The 15,913-nt window shown below is 35.0% G+C and carries 21 protein-coding genes; 16 read left to right on the forward strand and 5 right to left on the reverse strand.

Going from position 1 to position 15,913, the window contains the following annotated elements; translation table 11 throughout:
- Nucleotides 1-516 precede the first annotated feature (516 nt).
- A complete protein-coding gene (locus tag IGL86_RS00310; protein WP_010713649.1) occupies nucleotides 517-1,434 on the forward strand; it encodes a helix-turn-helix domain-containing protein in 918 nt (305 codons plus the stop codon).
- A 45-nt stretch (nucleotides 1,435-1,479) separates the two neighbouring features.
- Here IGL86_RS00310 and IGL86_RS00315 read toward each other — a convergent pair whose 3' ends face one another.
- The 3 genes from IGL86_RS00315 to IGL86_RS00325 form a co-directional block, all read right to left on the reverse strand.
- Nucleotides 1,480-1,917: a type II toxin-antitoxin system HicB family antitoxin gene (locus IGL86_RS00315; RefSeq protein WP_010707936.1), complete on the reverse strand. Its 438-nt coding sequence runs from the start codon at nucleotides 1,915-1,917 to the stop codon at nucleotides 1,480-1,482.
- 33 nt (nucleotides 1,918-1,950) lie between these two features.
- Complete coding sequence (locus tag IGL86_RS00320; RefSeq protein ID WP_002367585.1) at nucleotides 1,951-2,133, reverse strand: type II toxin-antitoxin system HicA family toxin; 183 nt, start codon at nucleotides 2,131-2,133, stop codon at nucleotides 1,951-1,953.
- A gap of 105 nt (nucleotides 2,134-2,238) precedes the next feature.
- Nucleotides 2,239-2,892 carry a Crp/Fnr family transcriptional regulator gene (locus tag IGL86_RS00325; protein WP_002356081.1) on the reverse strand — a complete coding sequence of 218 codons (654 nt, stop codon included), beginning with the start codon at nucleotides 2,890-2,892 and terminating at the stop codon, nucleotides 2,239-2,241.
- A gap of 273 nt (nucleotides 2,893-3,165) precedes the next feature.
- On the opposite strand from IGL86_RS00325, the gene IGL86_RS00330 reads away from it, so the two are divergent.
- From IGL86_RS00330 to IGL86_RS00400, 15 genes are all read left to right on the forward strand, one after another.
- Nucleotides 3,166-4,059 (forward strand): SDR family oxidoreductase, encoded by an 894-nt coding sequence (locus tag IGL86_RS00330; protein WP_033625539.1) that lies wholly within the window; start codon nucleotides 3,166-3,168, stop codon nucleotides 4,057-4,059.
- 12 nt (nucleotides 4,060-4,071) lie between these two features.
- Nucleotides 4,072-4,644 (forward strand): alkaline shock response membrane anchor protein AmaP, encoded by a 573-nt coding sequence (amaP, locus tag IGL86_RS00335; protein WP_033625540.1) that lies wholly within the window; start codon nucleotides 4,072-4,074, stop codon nucleotides 4,642-4,644.
- A gap of 12 nt (nucleotides 4,645-4,656) precedes the next feature.
- Entirely contained in the window at nucleotides 4,657-4,848 is a 192-nt protein-coding gene (locus IGL86_RS00340; RefSeq protein WP_002356087.1) for a DUF2273 domain-containing protein, read from the forward strand.
- A 12-nt stretch (nucleotides 4,849-4,860) separates the two neighbouring features.
- On the forward strand, nucleotides 4,861-5,373 hold the full coding sequence (locus IGL86_RS00345; protein WP_002396760.1) for an Asp23/Gls24 family envelope stress response protein: 513 nt from the start codon (nucleotides 4,861-4,863) through the stop codon (nucleotides 5,371-5,373).
- 58 nt (nucleotides 5,374-5,431) lie between these two features.
- The gene (locus tag IGL86_RS00350) at nucleotides 5,432-5,992 is read left to right on the forward strand and encodes an Asp23/Gls24 family envelope stress response protein (RefSeq protein WP_002356090.1); all 561 of its coding nucleotides are present in this window, start codon (nucleotides 5,432-5,434) and stop codon (nucleotides 5,990-5,992) included.
- Nucleotides 5,993-6,015: 23 nt separating this feature from the next.
- Nucleotides 6,016-6,258: a GlsB/YeaQ/YmgE family stress response membrane protein gene (locus tag IGL86_RS00355; RefSeq protein WP_002356092.1), complete on the forward strand. Its 243-nt coding sequence runs from the start codon at nucleotides 6,016-6,018 to the stop codon at nucleotides 6,256-6,258.
- Between the two features lie 164 nt (nucleotides 6,259-6,422).
- On the forward strand, nucleotides 6,423-6,938 hold the full coding sequence (locus tag IGL86_RS00360; protein ID WP_033625541.1) for a hypothetical protein: 516 nt from the start codon (nucleotides 6,423-6,425) through the stop codon (nucleotides 6,936-6,938).
- Between the two features lie 39 nt (nucleotides 6,939-6,977).
- Complete coding sequence (locus IGL86_RS00365) at nucleotides 6,978-7,493, forward strand: hypothetical protein (protein ID WP_331457583.1); 516 nt, start codon at nucleotides 6,978-6,980, stop codon at nucleotides 7,491-7,493.
- A 39-nt stretch (nucleotides 7,494-7,532) separates the two neighbouring features.
- Nucleotides 7,533-8,048, forward strand: coding sequence for a hypothetical protein (locus IGL86_RS00370; protein WP_033625650.1), 516 nt, complete (start codon nucleotides 7,533-7,535; stop codon nucleotides 8,046-8,048).
- A 39-nt stretch (nucleotides 8,049-8,087) separates the two neighbouring features.
- A complete protein-coding gene (locus tag IGL86_RS00375) occupies nucleotides 8,088-8,603 on the forward strand; it encodes a hypothetical protein (protein WP_033594356.1) in 516 nt (171 codons plus the stop codon).
- The gene (locus IGL86_RS00380) at nucleotides 8,603-10,000 is read left to right on the forward strand and encodes a DUF2974 domain-containing protein (protein WP_033625678.1); all 1,398 of its coding nucleotides are present in this window, start codon (nucleotides 8,603-8,605) and stop codon (nucleotides 9,998-10,000) included. Before IGL86_RS00375 ends, IGL86_RS00380 begins: the two co-directional genes overlap by 1 nt.
- Nucleotides 9,997-10,302, forward strand: coding sequence for a hypothetical protein (locus IGL86_RS00385; RefSeq protein ID WP_016630651.1), 306 nt, complete (start codon nucleotides 9,997-9,999; stop codon nucleotides 10,300-10,302). Before IGL86_RS00380 ends, IGL86_RS00385 begins: the two co-directional genes overlap by 4 nt.
- 9 nt (nucleotides 10,303-10,311) lie before the next feature.
- On the forward strand, nucleotides 10,312-10,578 hold the full coding sequence (locus IGL86_RS00390) for a hypothetical protein (protein WP_050443841.1): 267 nt from the start codon (nucleotides 10,312-10,314) through the stop codon (nucleotides 10,576-10,578).
- 296 nt (nucleotides 10,579-10,874) lie between these two features.
- Nucleotides 10,875-12,110 carry an MFS transporter gene (locus tag IGL86_RS00395; RefSeq protein ID WP_002356101.1) on the forward strand — a complete coding sequence of 412 codons (1,236 nt, stop codon included), beginning with the start codon at nucleotides 10,875-10,877 and terminating at the stop codon, nucleotides 12,108-12,110.
- A 20-nt stretch (nucleotides 12,111-12,130) separates the two neighbouring features.
- A complete protein-coding gene (locus IGL86_RS00400; RefSeq protein WP_002381345.1) occupies nucleotides 12,131-12,310 on the forward strand; it encodes a hypothetical protein in 180 nt (59 codons plus the stop codon).
- 155 nt (nucleotides 12,311-12,465) lie between these two features.
- On the opposite strand, the gene IGL86_RS00405 is transcribed toward IGL86_RS00400, so the two are convergent.
- Together IGL86_RS00405 and IGL86_RS00410 are read right to left on the reverse strand one after the other, a co-directional pair.
- A complete protein-coding gene (locus tag IGL86_RS00405) occupies nucleotides 12,466-13,950 on the reverse strand; it encodes a helix-turn-helix domain-containing protein (RefSeq protein WP_010711884.1) in 1,485 nt (494 codons plus the stop codon).
- Nucleotides 13,944-15,431, reverse strand: coding sequence for a helix-turn-helix domain-containing protein (locus IGL86_RS00410; RefSeq protein WP_010775476.1), 1,488 nt, complete (start codon nucleotides 15,429-15,431; stop codon nucleotides 13,944-13,946). The genes IGL86_RS00405 and IGL86_RS00410 overlap by 7 nt, the downstream gene beginning before the upstream one ends.
- Nucleotides 15,432-15,913 lie beyond the last annotated feature (482 nt).

Consider the following 15,913-nt stretch of genomic DNA (forward strand, 5'->3'; position numbering starts at 1 on the left):
AGAGCTGTTTTTTTCTTCACTTGCTACAATCTGTTTCCTTCTGATTTAATTGAATGTAATTTATTTGTTTTAATAAATATATTTCATTTAATTAAAGAAAATATCCGAAAATAAAAATATATGTACTTTTATTAAAAATGTTATTTAATAAAAATGAAATAGATATTCAAGGAAATTGATTGTACAATGGTTAGTGAAGAGCGGGTTTAACGGAACCGAGTAATAAGAAATAAACTAATATTGAAACCAAACATTGCGACACCTCCTGCTCTGAGTTATATTGAATTTCATTATAAGACAGATATCTTAGTTTCTTCAAGAACGAATTAGAAAAGTTTTTTTAAAATTTGTTGACGTCTAACAATTATAATGTGCGAAAAAATAATTCAAACAAATATATTATTCGATTATTTGATAATATTAAAGTTCATAGAAATAATTTTTTAGAAAATAGTATATTTTAGTTAATAAAAAAATAATACTTAATATTAACTTATTAATAGAAAGGAGCATATTATGGATGTGTTAGAGGCATTAAAGTATTTTAGAAAAAAGAAAAAAATTGCTCAGAAAGATGTTTTACCAAAAAAAGGGAAACAAACCTATCGAAGAATCGAAATTGGTGAAGCCAAGCTAAGTTACGAGGATTTAATGACAGCATTACAGTCACTTGGGATTACCTTTAATGAATTTTTTCATATGGTCTCTGAAACAAGAAGTACGGCTTCATCTAAAATTATGCATCAAATTGAATGTTGTCAAATGGGGTTGAACAATACAAGTGAAAAAAAGAACCTGATTCATTACTTTTATCAATTAGAGCGCAATCCCCAAAAAAACGCAGTAGAGATGTCTATTTATACAGATATTAAGCTAACTTTCAGTAATGATTGGGAGGAAATTCCAGAATTTGATGAAACTGATCGAATGGCAATTCTCGCACTTATCTCTAGCAAAAGCTACTATACATATTACGATTATCAAATGGTGACTAATACAGGGGCGTTATTTTCTGAAAACGAAGTCCTTCAGATTCTTGAGCAGATGTTTCCTGTCAAAGATGCTGAATTACGTGATACCCAAACATTAAATGTCGCCTATGGTTTTTACCTAAATATCATTACAGCGCAACTTTATAAGAAAAATTATGCGAAAGCCCGGGAATATTTAGCGCTAATGAGTGTTACCACGATTCCTGCCGAAATCTACTATATTCATTTTAACTTACGTTATTTAAAAAATCTTACGTATTATCTGTACACTGGCAAAATGAGATATTATAAAGAAGTAATCACCGTTATTGATATGATTGAAAGTTTTGGGGATGCACGTTTGGCGGAAGGCATGAAAAAAGAAATGCTTCAGCTGACGGCTGGTCGGACATTTAATTTAGATTATGGACAATTTCCTGTGAATATTGTCACTGAAAAATAAAAAACACCCCCGCAAGGTCAAGCGTGCGGGGGTGCTTTCTCAAGGCTACTTTAAAACATGTAGCGACTTTTCAACGATGGCATCGGTCAAGGTTTTAGAAAAATTCAATTTATTTTTTTTCCCGAGTTCATCAGACCACTTGGGAATGGTGACGGTTTTTTTGACTAACGTATTTGTTCCTAAATAATCATTTAGTTCTACATTTACCATAGAAACAAACGAGTCTGCAAGGTTAAAATTAAAGTCATCGTCATCTCTAAAGGGATTATTATCTTCTAATGACAACGTATTGATAGGAGATGGCTGGTGGATTGTTCTTTGATGTTCAATATCATCAGATAACATCATACCTAAATAATCGGAAGCCATCGCAATTGCATCAGGAATTGTATCTCCTTGCGTACCAGAACCACCTATATCTGGGAAATAAACATAGTAACCATTCTCGACACTGTAGAAACATGCAGGATAACTAATTAGCATGAATGATGCCTCCTTATCAATCATTGAGGAAGGCTATTTCAGCCCTGCCTCTTTTAAAATCCCTATTTCGGTTCCTTTTTTCAATTCTCCGTGTGGGATAATGATGGGTCTTTTGCCAGACATCTCCATTTTTATATGGGAGCCTTTTCCACCATCGGTTGGTAACCAACCGTGCTTTTTTAGCAATTTGACCATTTGTTTTTGTGTCATTGGCATGTGCACAATACCTCCTGACAGGATATATTTTAATACGTGTAATACGTGTTGTCAAGTGGATGAAAAAGTACCCCCGCAAGGTCAAACTTGCGGGGGGTACTGATGTTAAACAATAATGTTATCTCTAATCATATCTAAATCTTTAATCAAAATTTTGCGGTTACGTAGTTCAATTGCCCCTAACTCTTTTAGTTGCTGCATCATCCGGTTAACGCTACTAGCAGAAGTTATCCCACAAAAATGCGCAATTTCTTCATTGGTCACCACGAAATCAATTAAAATACCTTCCTCTGTTTCTACGCCAAATGAATCGTACATTTCATAGATTTGTGTACAAACGGCCCCAAATTTGCCATTCATCAACATTTGCTGCATCTTTTTCATGGAATGCATTAAACGGTCCCGATAGTATTCTTTGACATACATTTGCAAGTCTTTACTATTATTGATATCCCGCCAAAATTGAACACGGTCGATTTGGTAAAGTTCTGCTTGTGGAGATTCGATGCGAATATTAAAAGGTGCATCAATAAATTCTGAATATTCATCACGTAGCAATGAAACAATTTCCAAATTGTTGATATAACGTAAATTAAATTCACGACCGTCTTTGGAAATAACGCTAGTTTTGATGATGCCACTTTTTAAAATATAGGCATAACGATCTTGCAGTCCTTCATAAGTTAAATAATTTTTCTTCTTTTTTACAACGACTCGAAAGGAATGTTCATCTAAGTAGTCTTGTAAAACATTTCTCATTGGCGGTAACTCCTCAATTATCTCTAAATATTTTTGTTTTTGCCTGTTGGGCTTCTTTCTTATTTAAGCGAATTGGACATCATATGTCAATAACAAATGTTGATAAAAAAGGTCAATTAAACGCTATTTTGAAAAATAAAATCAGCTTTTAGATAATTTTGCCAAAAATTTCGCTTAATGAGTATTAAAAATATTTTTTTTATTTTATGTGCTCAAATATTTTTCAAAAAGAAAAAATTGTATTAAGGTAATAGTAGAAAGGGAGGAGATTTAATGACAGAACCAAACTTAAAAGACCCAAGAAAGTTATTTTATAGTGATGGATTTCCGCAACAAGATCAAGAAACTCCCGCATTACAGGACAAAATGGTCCCTAAACCAGATTGTGGGGAAGACAGCTATGTCGGAAATCACAAATTAGAAAATCGTCGGGTATTAATTACAGGCGGTGATTCTGGGATTGGACGAGCTGCGGCGATTGCTTTTGCTCGTGAAGGCGCAGATATCGCCTTACATTTTTTCCCAGGTGAAGAAAAAGACGCCGAAGAAGTGGCGCACTATATACGAGAAGCTGGCCGAAAAGTCGTTCTTTTGCCAGCAGATTTAAGAGATAAACAGGCACCTGAAAAATTGGTTGCACAAGCTCATGAAGCATTAGGCGGCTTGGATACCCTTGTTTTAAATGCAGCCCAACAAATTTCCTGTGTCGCTATTGAAGAATTGCCAATGGAACAAGTGATAGACACTTTCCATGTTAATATTATTGCGATGTTTGGCATTGTCAAAGCAGCAGTGCCTCACTTGCCTGCCGGAAGTAGCATTGTGACAACGACTTCCGTCCAAGCCTTTAATCCCAGTGAGCATTTGTTGGATTATGCAGCAACGAAGGCATCAATTGCCAACTTTACCGTTGGTTTAGCAAAACAACTGGCACCAAAAGGCATTCGGGTAAATGGCGTGGCTCCAGGACCAATCTGGACACCGTTACAGTTAGATCATGGACAACCAATTGAAGAGTTGCCAGAATTTGGGCAACATTCTTTACTGGAACGTGCAGGTCAGCCTGCTGAATTAGCCCCTGTTTATGTTTTCTTGGCGTCCAATGATGCAAGTTATGTTACGGCTCAAGTTTATGGCGTAACTGGTGGAGAAGCAATTAATCTTTAGGAGGGATGTTCCGTGAATAAAGTTGTTAAAATACTTTTGCTTCTAGGTTCACTGATTTTAATGGCATTATTTGGCGCGGTGGCCATCACCACTTGGTCAGCCGATACAGCTTGGCAACCACCAGATAATGTCCAATGGTTCTTGCAAGACAACGAGTACGCACGTCAAGCAATCTTTTGGGTAGCGCTGGTTTTACTAGGAATTATGCTCTTTCTATTTTTATTCATTCTTTTATTCCCAAGAAGAAAAGGCACGTTTGAATTAAAAGAAGAGCAAGGAAAGTTAGTGTTACACCGTAAAGCCATCGAAGGATTTGTACGCTCTAGCTTGCAAGACAGTGACTTTCTGGAAGCACCAACCATTCGTGTAAAGGCGACAAAACGGCGCATTAAGGTCAATGTCAAAGGCACACTGAAACGAACGGCAGATTTAATTGGACAAACAGAAGCTTGGTCAAAAACAATGGAAGAACGGCTTGCTCGTTTGGTGGGAACTGGTCACAAGATTACGATTGATGTTCATTTTGAAGATATTCAATCAATGAAACGACCACAACAACAGCAAACACAACCACGTGTGGAGTAGGAGGGATGTACAATGGTTGAATGGATAAAACAATATGCCGTTCCGTTAATTGGTGGCCTAGTCGGCTTGGTTTTTGCAATCTTGTTTCTGTCAATCGGCTTCTTTAAAACATTGTTAGTAGTACTCCTGACAGGACTAGGTATTTGGCTAGGTTTGTATTTGGAACAGACAGGCATTGTCAAAAATTATTTTCATCATAAATAGGAGGTTTTGGCTATGGAAAATGCAAATGTATCGATTGTTAAAGGTGAGTTGACGTTTGAGGATAAAGTAATCCAAAAAATTATTGGCATTGCTTTGGAAGAAGTCGACGGTTTGTTAACTGTGGACGGTGGTTTTTTCTCGAATTTACGAGATAAAATGATTAACAGTGAAGATGTTACAACAGGCATTCACACCGAGGTCGGCAAAAAACAAGTCGCAGTGGATATGGACATTGTAGCCGAATACGGGAAAGATATCGAGACCATTTATGATCAAATGAAAGAGGTTATTACTCGCGAAGTCCAACAAATGACTCACTTGGAAGTAATCGAAGTCAATGTCAACGTAGTAGATATCAAAACACAAGCAGAGTACCAAGAAGAAAGTGAAACAGTCCAAGATAAACTTGGCAACGCCGCTGAAGCGACAGGTAGTTTTATGTCAAAACAAACCAACAAAGCCAAACATGCGGTAACTAAAGGCAAGACAAAAGTCAAAGAAAACACGGTACCTCGTGTTCAATAATTGGTTATTATTTTATTAAAAATAAAGCAATAATAGAAGAAACTAGGAGGAATGAACCATGAGTAACGAAAAATTCAATAATGTACCAAAACCAGCAGGAAACGGACCACACACACCAGAAGATCATGCAATCAAAGGTGAATTAACATTTGAAGATAAAGTCGTTCAAAAAATTATCGGTTTAGCCTTAGAAAATGTCGATGGTCTATTAACAGTCGATGGCGGCTTTTTCTCAAATATTGCTGAAAAATTAGTAAACACAGATAACGTCACAGCGGGTATTGATACCGAAGTTGGTAAAAAACAAGTCGCTGTTGATATGGATATCGTGGTAGAATATGGCAAAGATATTCAAGACATTTACGAAAAAATGAAAGAATTAATCAGTCGTGAAGTGAAAAAAATGACCCACTTAGATGTGATTGAAGTGAATGTTAACGTAGTTGATATCAAATCAAAAGAAGAATACGAAGAAGATAGCGAAACGGTTCAAGATAAAGTCACAGGCGCTGCCAAAAGTACCGGTGAATTTGCTTCTGAACAAACAGAAAAAGCAAAAAAAGCTGTGAATAAAGGAACAGAACAAGTCAAAGAAAATATGGAACCACGTGTAGAATAAACAGTTAAAGGGAGGAAACAATCATGGGCTTTATTTGGGCATTAATTGTCGGCGGGGTCATTGGGGCAATCGCTGGAGCAATTACTAAAAAAGGATCATCGATGGGCATTATTGCCAATATCATTGCAGGGTTAGTTGGTTCAACAATTGGTCAAGCCATTTTAGGCACATGGGGACCAAGCTTAGCTGGGATGGCTATTGTGCCATCGATTATCGGGGCAGTGATTTTAGTTGCCATCGTTTCATGGATTTTAGGACGAAAATAGAGAAGATTTTTCAGAAGAGTTTGGGCGATTGTCCAAACTCTTTTTTTATATTCTTTAATATTATCCAGTTTATTAAAATTAGATTAAATATAACTTTCCTTTGATAGGTGGTTTTGTTAAAATTTAATTAAAAAGTCGTTGCGTGGCAAAAAGGAGGTGAATCAGTGAAACATAGGAAGCAATGGTTAATCGGACTACTCATTATCTTAATCATAGGAATTGGAGGAGCAATGTATATGAACGAAAAAGAAAAAGTAAAACTACACGAAATTCAAACAGACTTAGCGAACTATTTGTATAATAACTATCGGTTATATACAGTGAACGAAAAAGAAGAAGAGAAAATTTTTAAAGAATTTAATAGAGGTAAAGGTTCCCTGACAGAACAAGAGTTTTTTGACAAGCTTGAAAAACTAAAAGAATACTCCGATATCAACAAAATAGAATTTACCAGTTTTACAGTGGGACCAATGAATAGTTTGGATGTCGAATTTATTATCAATGATGTTTATCCAGACTATACAATATTAGGTACTATCTCAGCAGAAACAGGAAAATTTCGCTATAGTTTTAACACAGGCAACACGATAAATAATTACGTTTTGGAAAGAAAAGAACAGCTAACTTCTGTAACAGTGCTAAAGAATAAAATTATTTATTATGAAGGAGGAATAAAGTAGTAGACAATTATCGTACATAAAGACCAAGGAGGTGAATCAGTGAAACATAGGAAGCAATGGTTAATCGGATTACTCATTATCTTAATCATAGGAATTGGAGGGAAATGGTACATGGACGAACAAGAAAAAGCGAAACTACACGAAATCCAAACAGATTTAGCAAACTATTTGTATAATAACTACCGAATTTATACATTTGATGAGCAAGAAAGAGCACAATTAGAGAAGAGATATAATAAGGGAAATGGGGACTTGAGTTATCGAGAGTATTCAAATAAATTAGATGAGATTGCAAAATACTACGACGTTAACAAAGTAGAATTTACCAGTTTTGCAGTAGGGCCAATGAAAGGTTTAGAGGTCGAATTTATTATTAACGATGTGTATGAAGATAATACAACATTAAGTACTATCTCAGCAGAAACAGGAAAATTTCGCTATAGTTTGGATCCAGGAAATACGAGAAATAATTATGTTTTAGAAGAAAAAGAACAGCCAACTTCTGTAACAATGCCCAAGAATAAAATTATGTATTATGAAGGAGGGATAAAGTAATGGATAACTATCGTACATAAAGAACAAGGAGGTGAATCAGTGAAACATAGGAAGCAATGGTTAATCGGACTACTCATTATTTTAATCATAGGAATTGGAGGGAAATGGTATATGGACGAACAAGAAAAAGCGAAACTACACGAAATCCAAACAGATTTAGCGAACTATTTGTATAATAACTATCGGATTTATACAAAAAATAAAGAAAAATCGGAAGAAATAAAGAAAAAATATAATCGAGGAAATGGTTCAATAACAGAAAAAGAATATCTACAAAAAATGAAAAGTATTAGAGAATACTCTAATATCAACAAAGTAGAATTTACTAGTTTTATAGTAGGACCAATGAATACATTAAAAGTTTATTTTACCATCAACGACGTGTATGAAGAAGAAGTGGATTTAGACACGATATCAGCAGAAACTGAAAAGTTCATTTATAGCATAACAAACGGTACAGGCAAAGGTCCCTATTACATTGAAAAAAAAGATAAACCTACAAAGGAAAGAATGCCAGAAGACTTAATTGTGTATGATGAAGGAGGGATAAAGTAATGGATAACTATCGTACATAAAGAACAAGGAGGTGAATCAGTGAAACATAGGAAGCAATGGTTAATCGGATTACTCATTATTTTAATCATAGGAATTGGAGGGAAATGGTACATGGACGAACAAGAAAAAGCAAAACTACACGAAATCCAAACAGACTTAGCGAACTATTTGTATAATAACTATCGGATTTATACGAGAAATCAAAAAAAAGTCGAAGAGATTTATCAAGAGTTTAATAAGGGAAAAGGAAGTATTTCAGAAGAGGAGTATTTTAATAAATTAAGTGCGTTAAGAGAATACTCCGACATTACCAAAATAGAATTTACAAGTTTTTCAATAGGACCAATGAAAGGTTTAGAGGTCGAATTTATTATTAACGATGTGTATGAAGATAATACAACATTAAGTACTATCTCAGCAGAAACAGGAAAATTTCGCTATAGTTTGGATCCAGGAAATACGAGAAATAATTATGTTTTAGAAGAAAAAGAACAGCCAACTTCTGTAACAATGTCCAAGAATAAAATTATGTATTATGAAGGAGGGATAAAGTAATGGATAACTATCGGAAATTTTCTGAAACAGTATATGGAGTGCAGAAAGAAACAACAAATTCAGGAGATGTTATTAAATACAAAGGGGCGAAGTACCTTGTAATCAATACCATCGATACTGATAAAGATACCCTCGGGTACGAACATGAACCAAGAAGTAATAGCATGCAAGCCATGACAGTAGCAGAACTCAAAGATGAATACAAGGGTAAAGAAGAGGTTGATTTAAAAAATGTACCAGGCTATCCCCAATCCGTAATCAACCAAAATCTCACCATTGTCTACGCTGGTACCAAATCATGGCAAGATTGGAAAACCAATTTTCGAGAAATTGGCTTTAATGACAAACACCAAGCTGGAGCGTTCCAATCTGCTTTAACATATGCCAGTCAGATTGAGCGCCAATATTCTCCTGAAGCTGGCTATACAATTAACACGACGGGTCATTCTCTTGGTGGTGCCGAAGCAATTTACGTTGCGGTTTTGAAAGGCTACAATGCCATCACGTATGGTGCGGCTGGTTCAGGATTGACAGACGAACAAATTAAAAACTACAAAGGTCAAATTATTAATTTCTATGATACTTCAGATGCGGTCACCAGCAGTTTTGTAACAGGTGGACAAGGGAAAATTCCTTTTTATAGTTTTGGAGTTGATAATTATAGTGGCGTAATTGTCGGTTGGGTTAAAAAGACGTTCGGCCATGATTTGGATATGTTTAAAACTGATGATGCCGGTAATTATATTGATAAATTTGGCGATATTGCTGTCTATTCAGATGGGCATGGTGGCGTTGCAATCGAGCAAACCATCCTGGCGCAGCAGATTTTAGAAAATAAAAATAGAATCCGTGGGCTGGAGACTTACGACGGCACGAATCCTGAGACATTGGCAGAAATCAACCGTTTAAAAAAAGAAAACAAATGGCTTCAAGAACAACTAAAACAATTTAATCAGTTGAATGAATTACGTGTTTCTTTAACGGCGAGCGGTGGCGGATTATCTAGTAATGAACGGATTTATTTAGAAGATAGTCAAGCTTTAGCGGTTGTTAAAGTCGCCGCATCACAATTTGATGTAGCGATGGAAGAGTGCCTACATATTTACAAAAAAGTGATGCAAGAATTACAAGAAGATTGGGAAAACGGATTGCAACTCATTCAACGACATACACCAGAACTTTCGTATGCAGAAATGAGAGAGGCGATGGATCAAGTCCAATGTACGAAACAAACGATGGTTGACCAAGATCTGGAATATTTCCAGCAAAAATTCAGCAAAATCAATCGTATTAGAACTTCATTTGTTCAATTAACCCAACAAATTACCGCTAAAATAAATGAATTGGTTCAGAGAGATCAAGAATTAGCGAACCAACTGAAAGGAGCCTTAACATGACGACAGCCGATGAGCTAGAAAGATGCCGCAGACAATTGCGGGAGTTAGATGAGCAAGAAATGCTCTTAGCTTCTTATCAGAGAAAAAGCCAACAACTCGCTGAAGAAACCTATTATAACATTCAGTCTGCTATTCGAATGATTGCCGAAAATCAGCAACCACTACAACAAGCGAGACAAGCGCTTGGCCGATTAGAATATGACTTTTCAGAAGAAGTAAGTCATGCTAAGAGAAAACTTTACCGTCAGAGGGAAGAGTTAGAAATAACGTATAGAAAATTAAATGCACAGCGGGAAAGTTAACGAAGGAGGATATTCATGGAGTTATTGGAGAAATTATGGAAAGAATACCAAAAGAATCTGCAAAAAGTAACAGCGAAGTCTCTCGGTTTATCGCTGTTACAACAACAGAGTAAAAAAGTACAGAAAAGCAAGCGAAGGGAAAAAAATGCTTTAGGACAAGCCAAACGCTCAATAGAAAATGCAAATACTGGCTTAGAAAAGTCGGTCCAAGGACAATTTGGTAAAAAAGTAACCGATGTCTTAGACATACAGAGTCAAACTATAGACAGTTTGTAATAGATGTGAACTTATTTTTAATTAAAAGAAAGAGTCCTCAACCATTCGATATTTTGAGAATAGTTGAGGACTCTTTCTTCAACAAAAATCAACAACATTTGTTGAAGTTATTTGTAGATAACGTTTATCATTCACAAATTTACATTTTTTTGTAACGGATATCTCGTATAGTAATAACTGCAAATGAATTTCAGAAAATTTTTTGATAAGTCATCAAAGTGAGGGGATAGCGGTCTTTTATTGAAAAATAGCAACACAAAATAAACAGAACAAAAGAGAGAGGAATTCAAAGAATTATGACAGAACAAACACCAACAAAGCTTTTGAATAAAGGCTTTATCAGTATTACAGTGATTAATTTCATTGTCTATCTTGTTTATTATTTATTAATGGTTATTATTGCGGTGATTGCGCAAGATAGCTTACACGCTACTTTAGGTCAAGCGGGTTTGGCCTCAGGAATTTACATCATCGGGACATTGCTTGCACGACTTTTCATGGGAAAACTCCTTGAACTGATTGGGCGCAAACAAGTCTTACGTTATGGGGCTTTGTTTTATCTTTTAACGACTGTTGCGTATATGTATATGCCAAGTATGGGCATTCTTTATCTGGTCCGTTTTTTAAATGGGTTTGGTTACGGAACCGTTTCGACAGCGACCAACGCAATTGTTACCGCCTATATCCCTAAAAACAAAAAAGGGGAAGGGATCAATTATTATGGTTTGAGTACTAGTTTAGCAGCCGGCATTGGGCCATTTATTGGGATGTTATTGTTAAATGTTTCCAACTTCCATGTCATTATTAACTTTTCAATTATTTTAATTTTGTTAACAACCATTGCTTGCTTCATTTTCCCAGTGAAAAATATTGAGTTAACACCTGAACATCGTGAAGCTTTATCTAAATGGAATTTTGATAGTTTTGTTGAAAAGAAAGTTTTATTTATTACATTTATCGCCTTTTTAATGGGTCTTGCTTATTCAAGTGTCTTGTCTTTCTTATCTTCTTATGTCAAAGTAATCGATTTAGTTGACGTCAGCACTTTCTTCTTTATCGTCTATGCGGTCGTGATTACCTTAACACGTCCATCGACAGGTCGGATTTTCGATGTCAAAGGTGAACGCTACGTCATGTATCCGAGCTACATTTTCTTAACACTAGGCCTGTTCTTATTAAGTATGACTACGTCGGGTTGGATGTTATTAGTTTCAGGTGGGTTAATTGGCTTAGGTTATGGGACTTTCATGTCAAATGGCCAAGCGGTTTGTCTTCAAGAAAGCCCAAGTCCTCACCGTATCGGGATTGCTTTATCGACTTATTTCATTGGTTTAGACCTTGGATTAGGGGTTGGTCCGTACGTTTTAGGTGAATTACGTAACTTTATGTCATTCCAACAAATGTACTTCTTAGCAGGCTGTATCCCAATCGTTTGTACTATTTTATATATGGTCTTCCACAAAGCTAAAAATGATGCCAAAGATTTGTCTCTTGAAACGATTGAAGAGATTGAACACGGCTCAGAACTATAAATGGACAAGGAGTGATTTCAATGCCTAACGATGAACGGATTTTAAACGTTTTACAACAAACACTAACGGAAATTCAACGTATGAACACGCGTTTAGCTAAAATTGAAACAGAGTTAGCCGATGTCGATCAACATCATGCGACTTTGGATCATTACTTGCAAGAGCTAGAATTGGTGACAGAAAATAACAACGTCATGTAAAATGAGTAGTTAGTAAATGAATGTTCTACGTTTCGGTATCACTAGAGTGGAACATTGAAAATTTTCGTAAAAAACGCCAAAAGGTAGCAGTTTTTCTGCTACCTTTTGGCGTTTTTTGTAATTTTTATCACTTAAAATGTTTCACGTGAAAACTTTTAAAAGTGGCGTGGACTTTGTTTGGTGACAATTTGTGTATTTAAGTTTTCTAAGCTCTGCGCTAGTTCACCAATGCTAGCGGAAAAATCAACATAATAAGTAGGAATCGTTGATTTGACACTAATTTCTGAAAAGATATTTGTAATAATTACATCGAAAGGCTTTTCTGGTGAAGCGACAAAAATTAATTTTTTATCCACGGCTTTACTTAGCTTTTCATAAAGGGTATCTAAAATTAAGTTACTTTGGTTAGTCCGTACTAAGACACGAATCGGTGGTAAAGATTTCGTTTTCAGTGTACAGAAAAGAATGAACAAGCAGTCAACTAACAATTTTTCATTGCCCATCAATGTTGGAAGCATTTCAATTGTAAGTCGCTTCACATCTTTGTAGAGACTCGGATTTTTTTGAAGTGCTTCTTTTAAAAAGCTTTCTTGCACAAATGGATTGGCAATCGTAACAAAGGTCTTAAAAAAGACACTTAAATTTTGGATAGAAGTATATAGATAAAGGTACTCGTGAAATGTCAATTTAATTTGATAAAAAGACGTCAGTTGATAAATGATCTCTTTAATGGGTGAGCCTAATAGCTGGACCATATGCATCCGTGCTGCTGGAATTTCCAAGACCTCTTGTGTGGCGTAGCTGACACTAATCGTTAATAAGAAAAAGGCAAAAAGCCCTTCTTTTTGTATAAATTTTGTTGGAACTTGGTGTAAAGCTTCTTCTTTAAAAAATAATTCAAATTCACTCAGATTAACAAAGGGATTAACAATCGCTTCTTCCTCTACGAAAGTTTCTTTGATAAAAAAGCCCTCTTTCCAACGCGCTAAAATCACCGCAGAAAAAATTAAGTCTTTTGTAAAATCTTGTGTTGTATTGAAAGAAACAGAGTGTTTTAAACGTCGAAAGAGACTATGGACTTCTTTTTTAGTAATCGTGTGCAACGGCCAATCCCCTTCAGAGTAATTGTTCCAAAAAAGCATCATAAAGAAAATCCGGATATCTTTTTCTTTGCCCACCAACACATTGGTACGTTTTAAATTGATTTCAATCTGATATTTTTGGAGCCATTGGTTTAGTTGACCAATTTTTCGTGTAAAGGTTGACGAAGAAATTTCTAGGACTTTTTCAAAATGTTTGCTATCAATTGCATTATGATTAAAGGCATAGGTCAACACTTGATATGCGAAACTTTTTTTGACAAAGTAAGGCATCAAGAACGATAGTTGGAAATAGGGTGCAAACCAAAATGTGATTTCTTTGGCATTTGCTGATAAAGAAAATAAGTTCTCCCAGCCGTTTTTTTCAATTTCTGTTTGGAGCAAAGCTACAGATTGTAGAATGGTATTTTGTTGCATTTTTAATTGAGTGGCTAAAGTAGAAATCGCCAATGTTTGCTCTTCTGCTTCACGACGTTCGAGTAACTCTTCTAAAAGAGCAAAACTTTTACGATAAGGTACATCAAGTAATCCTGTTAACATCCGATTCCCTCCAAACTGTTTTCCCCACGTAATTTGGCAAAATAAATTTTGCGGACGACTTGTTTTAAGTTATGGTATTCGTCTAAATAAGGAACGGGATGCCAATAAAAGGTTTTACTGGCGTGAAAAAGCGGATTATTTTTGTCAGTAATGACTAAGTCAGGCACTTCTTGAATATGATTAACAAATTTCAAAGGAACATCGCAATAATTATTGATTTCCTTCGCTAACCAATTTTCTTGTATCTGATTAATAGATGAATGAAGTAAAATTTTAACCGGAATTTGTTTGTTTAATAAAACACTCCGAATAATTAAAAAAATGGTTTCTTTAAATAATGCATCTAGTGGATGTTGTTTGTCAAAAGGCAAACGTTTTAAGAAATAGTTGGTTGTTCGTGAAACGTTTGGGTATTGTTTTTCATACAAAGAGACATTAGCAACCTCATAGCTCAATTCCTCTTCCACAGGGAAATGAATCAGTCGTTCACTGGCATTGGATAAATTAACCAACAAAAAGACTACTTCTATTGCGCTTAAATCCAACTGTAATTGCGTACATTTTTCAAAAATCCAGGTGACATGGGGACTTTCATCCATGCCCATAATCGCTAAGTTGGCAAAGTTGACCGTTTCTATTTGTTCAAGTGAATACATCGTTAATGTGCTGAAAAAATCATAGTAGAAACGAATTTCAGCCCGCCATGTGTCGGGTTCTTTTTGTTCATTAATAAAACAATCATTCACTAATAATTGAAATTCTGAATAAGGAAAGGCTAAATTGATCGTAGCAATTTCAGGATAATCGCTGATTGTAAAATCAGATTGGTAACGGAGTAAACCTATGGACATAATTAATTTTAATTTGCGTAAATCGGTATATGTAAAGTAAGGATAACGGTTTTTGATGATTTCAATAAAATTCTGCAATTGCGCTTGATTGGTTTTAGATAAAAAAGGAACGAGAGACGTTCCTGAAATGAAAAATAAGGAGTAAAAGAAACTACGAAAATCTTTCTCTTTGCCACAAATTTTTTCTCGCCTTTTTAAATTTAAATAACAATTAAATCTAGCTAGATAATTGTTTAAACGGTCACTGACTTGTTTAAAAATAGAAAAGTTAATGAAATGCTCTTCACAGAAATCTTTGGCTGAAGTATAGCGTTTTAAAAGTAAATCTAAGGCTAACATATAAGTTAATGACCCGCGAACTACGGCTTCTTTCATTAACTCAATCGGGATATTTTCATCGGCGACTAATTCTATGGACTGTTGATTATTAATAATGCGAATATGTACATTTTCATGTGTATTGACTCGAGAAATTAATAAAGTTAATTGATTCAATAAATTGTTGATATTGTAATGGGAAAATTCATATTTTCGCCGGAGTACTTGCATGGGGACTTTTTCTTTACTGTCATACAAGTATTCAATTAGGGAAAGCAACTGAATTTCCTGTTTGGTTAATAAGTTATGCATAATAACCACCTTTCTATTGGTTACGCTTGTTTGATTTTTCAGATAATACAGATAGAGCATTCTTTTCTAAGCGATATTGACAATTGCCAGTGAAAGAACTAGTTGTTCTTATGCTACTGTATCTATTCTTAAAAATCAAGAAGAACTAAATGTGTTAAATAGAAGAAAATGCGGATAAAAAATGATAGAGCAAAAAATTATTAAGAAAAACAAATGGTTTATATAAAACATTTAAATAACGAAAATGACAATTTGAGTCTATTGATTTTTTAGCTTAAATAGCTTATACAAATAGGCTTTTTTGTCTGGTTAGTTCTTATGAAAAAAAATTAAAAAAACGGTATAGTGGAAGAAGGACTAGTACAAATAAAAAAGGATTAAAGGAGTGTTTTCATAAAGATGAAAAGGGTTTCTGGGATTTCATCAACTTTTTCTATTTGGAGGAGAAGTTGTTGATAATTTTTGCTGAAAAATCTCGTTAT

The organism is Enterococcus sp. DIV0774 (assembly GCF_050539095.1).
GTDB classification, from domain to species: Bacteria; Bacillota; Bacilli; order Lactobacillales; family Enterococcaceae; genus Enterococcus; species Enterococcus faecalis.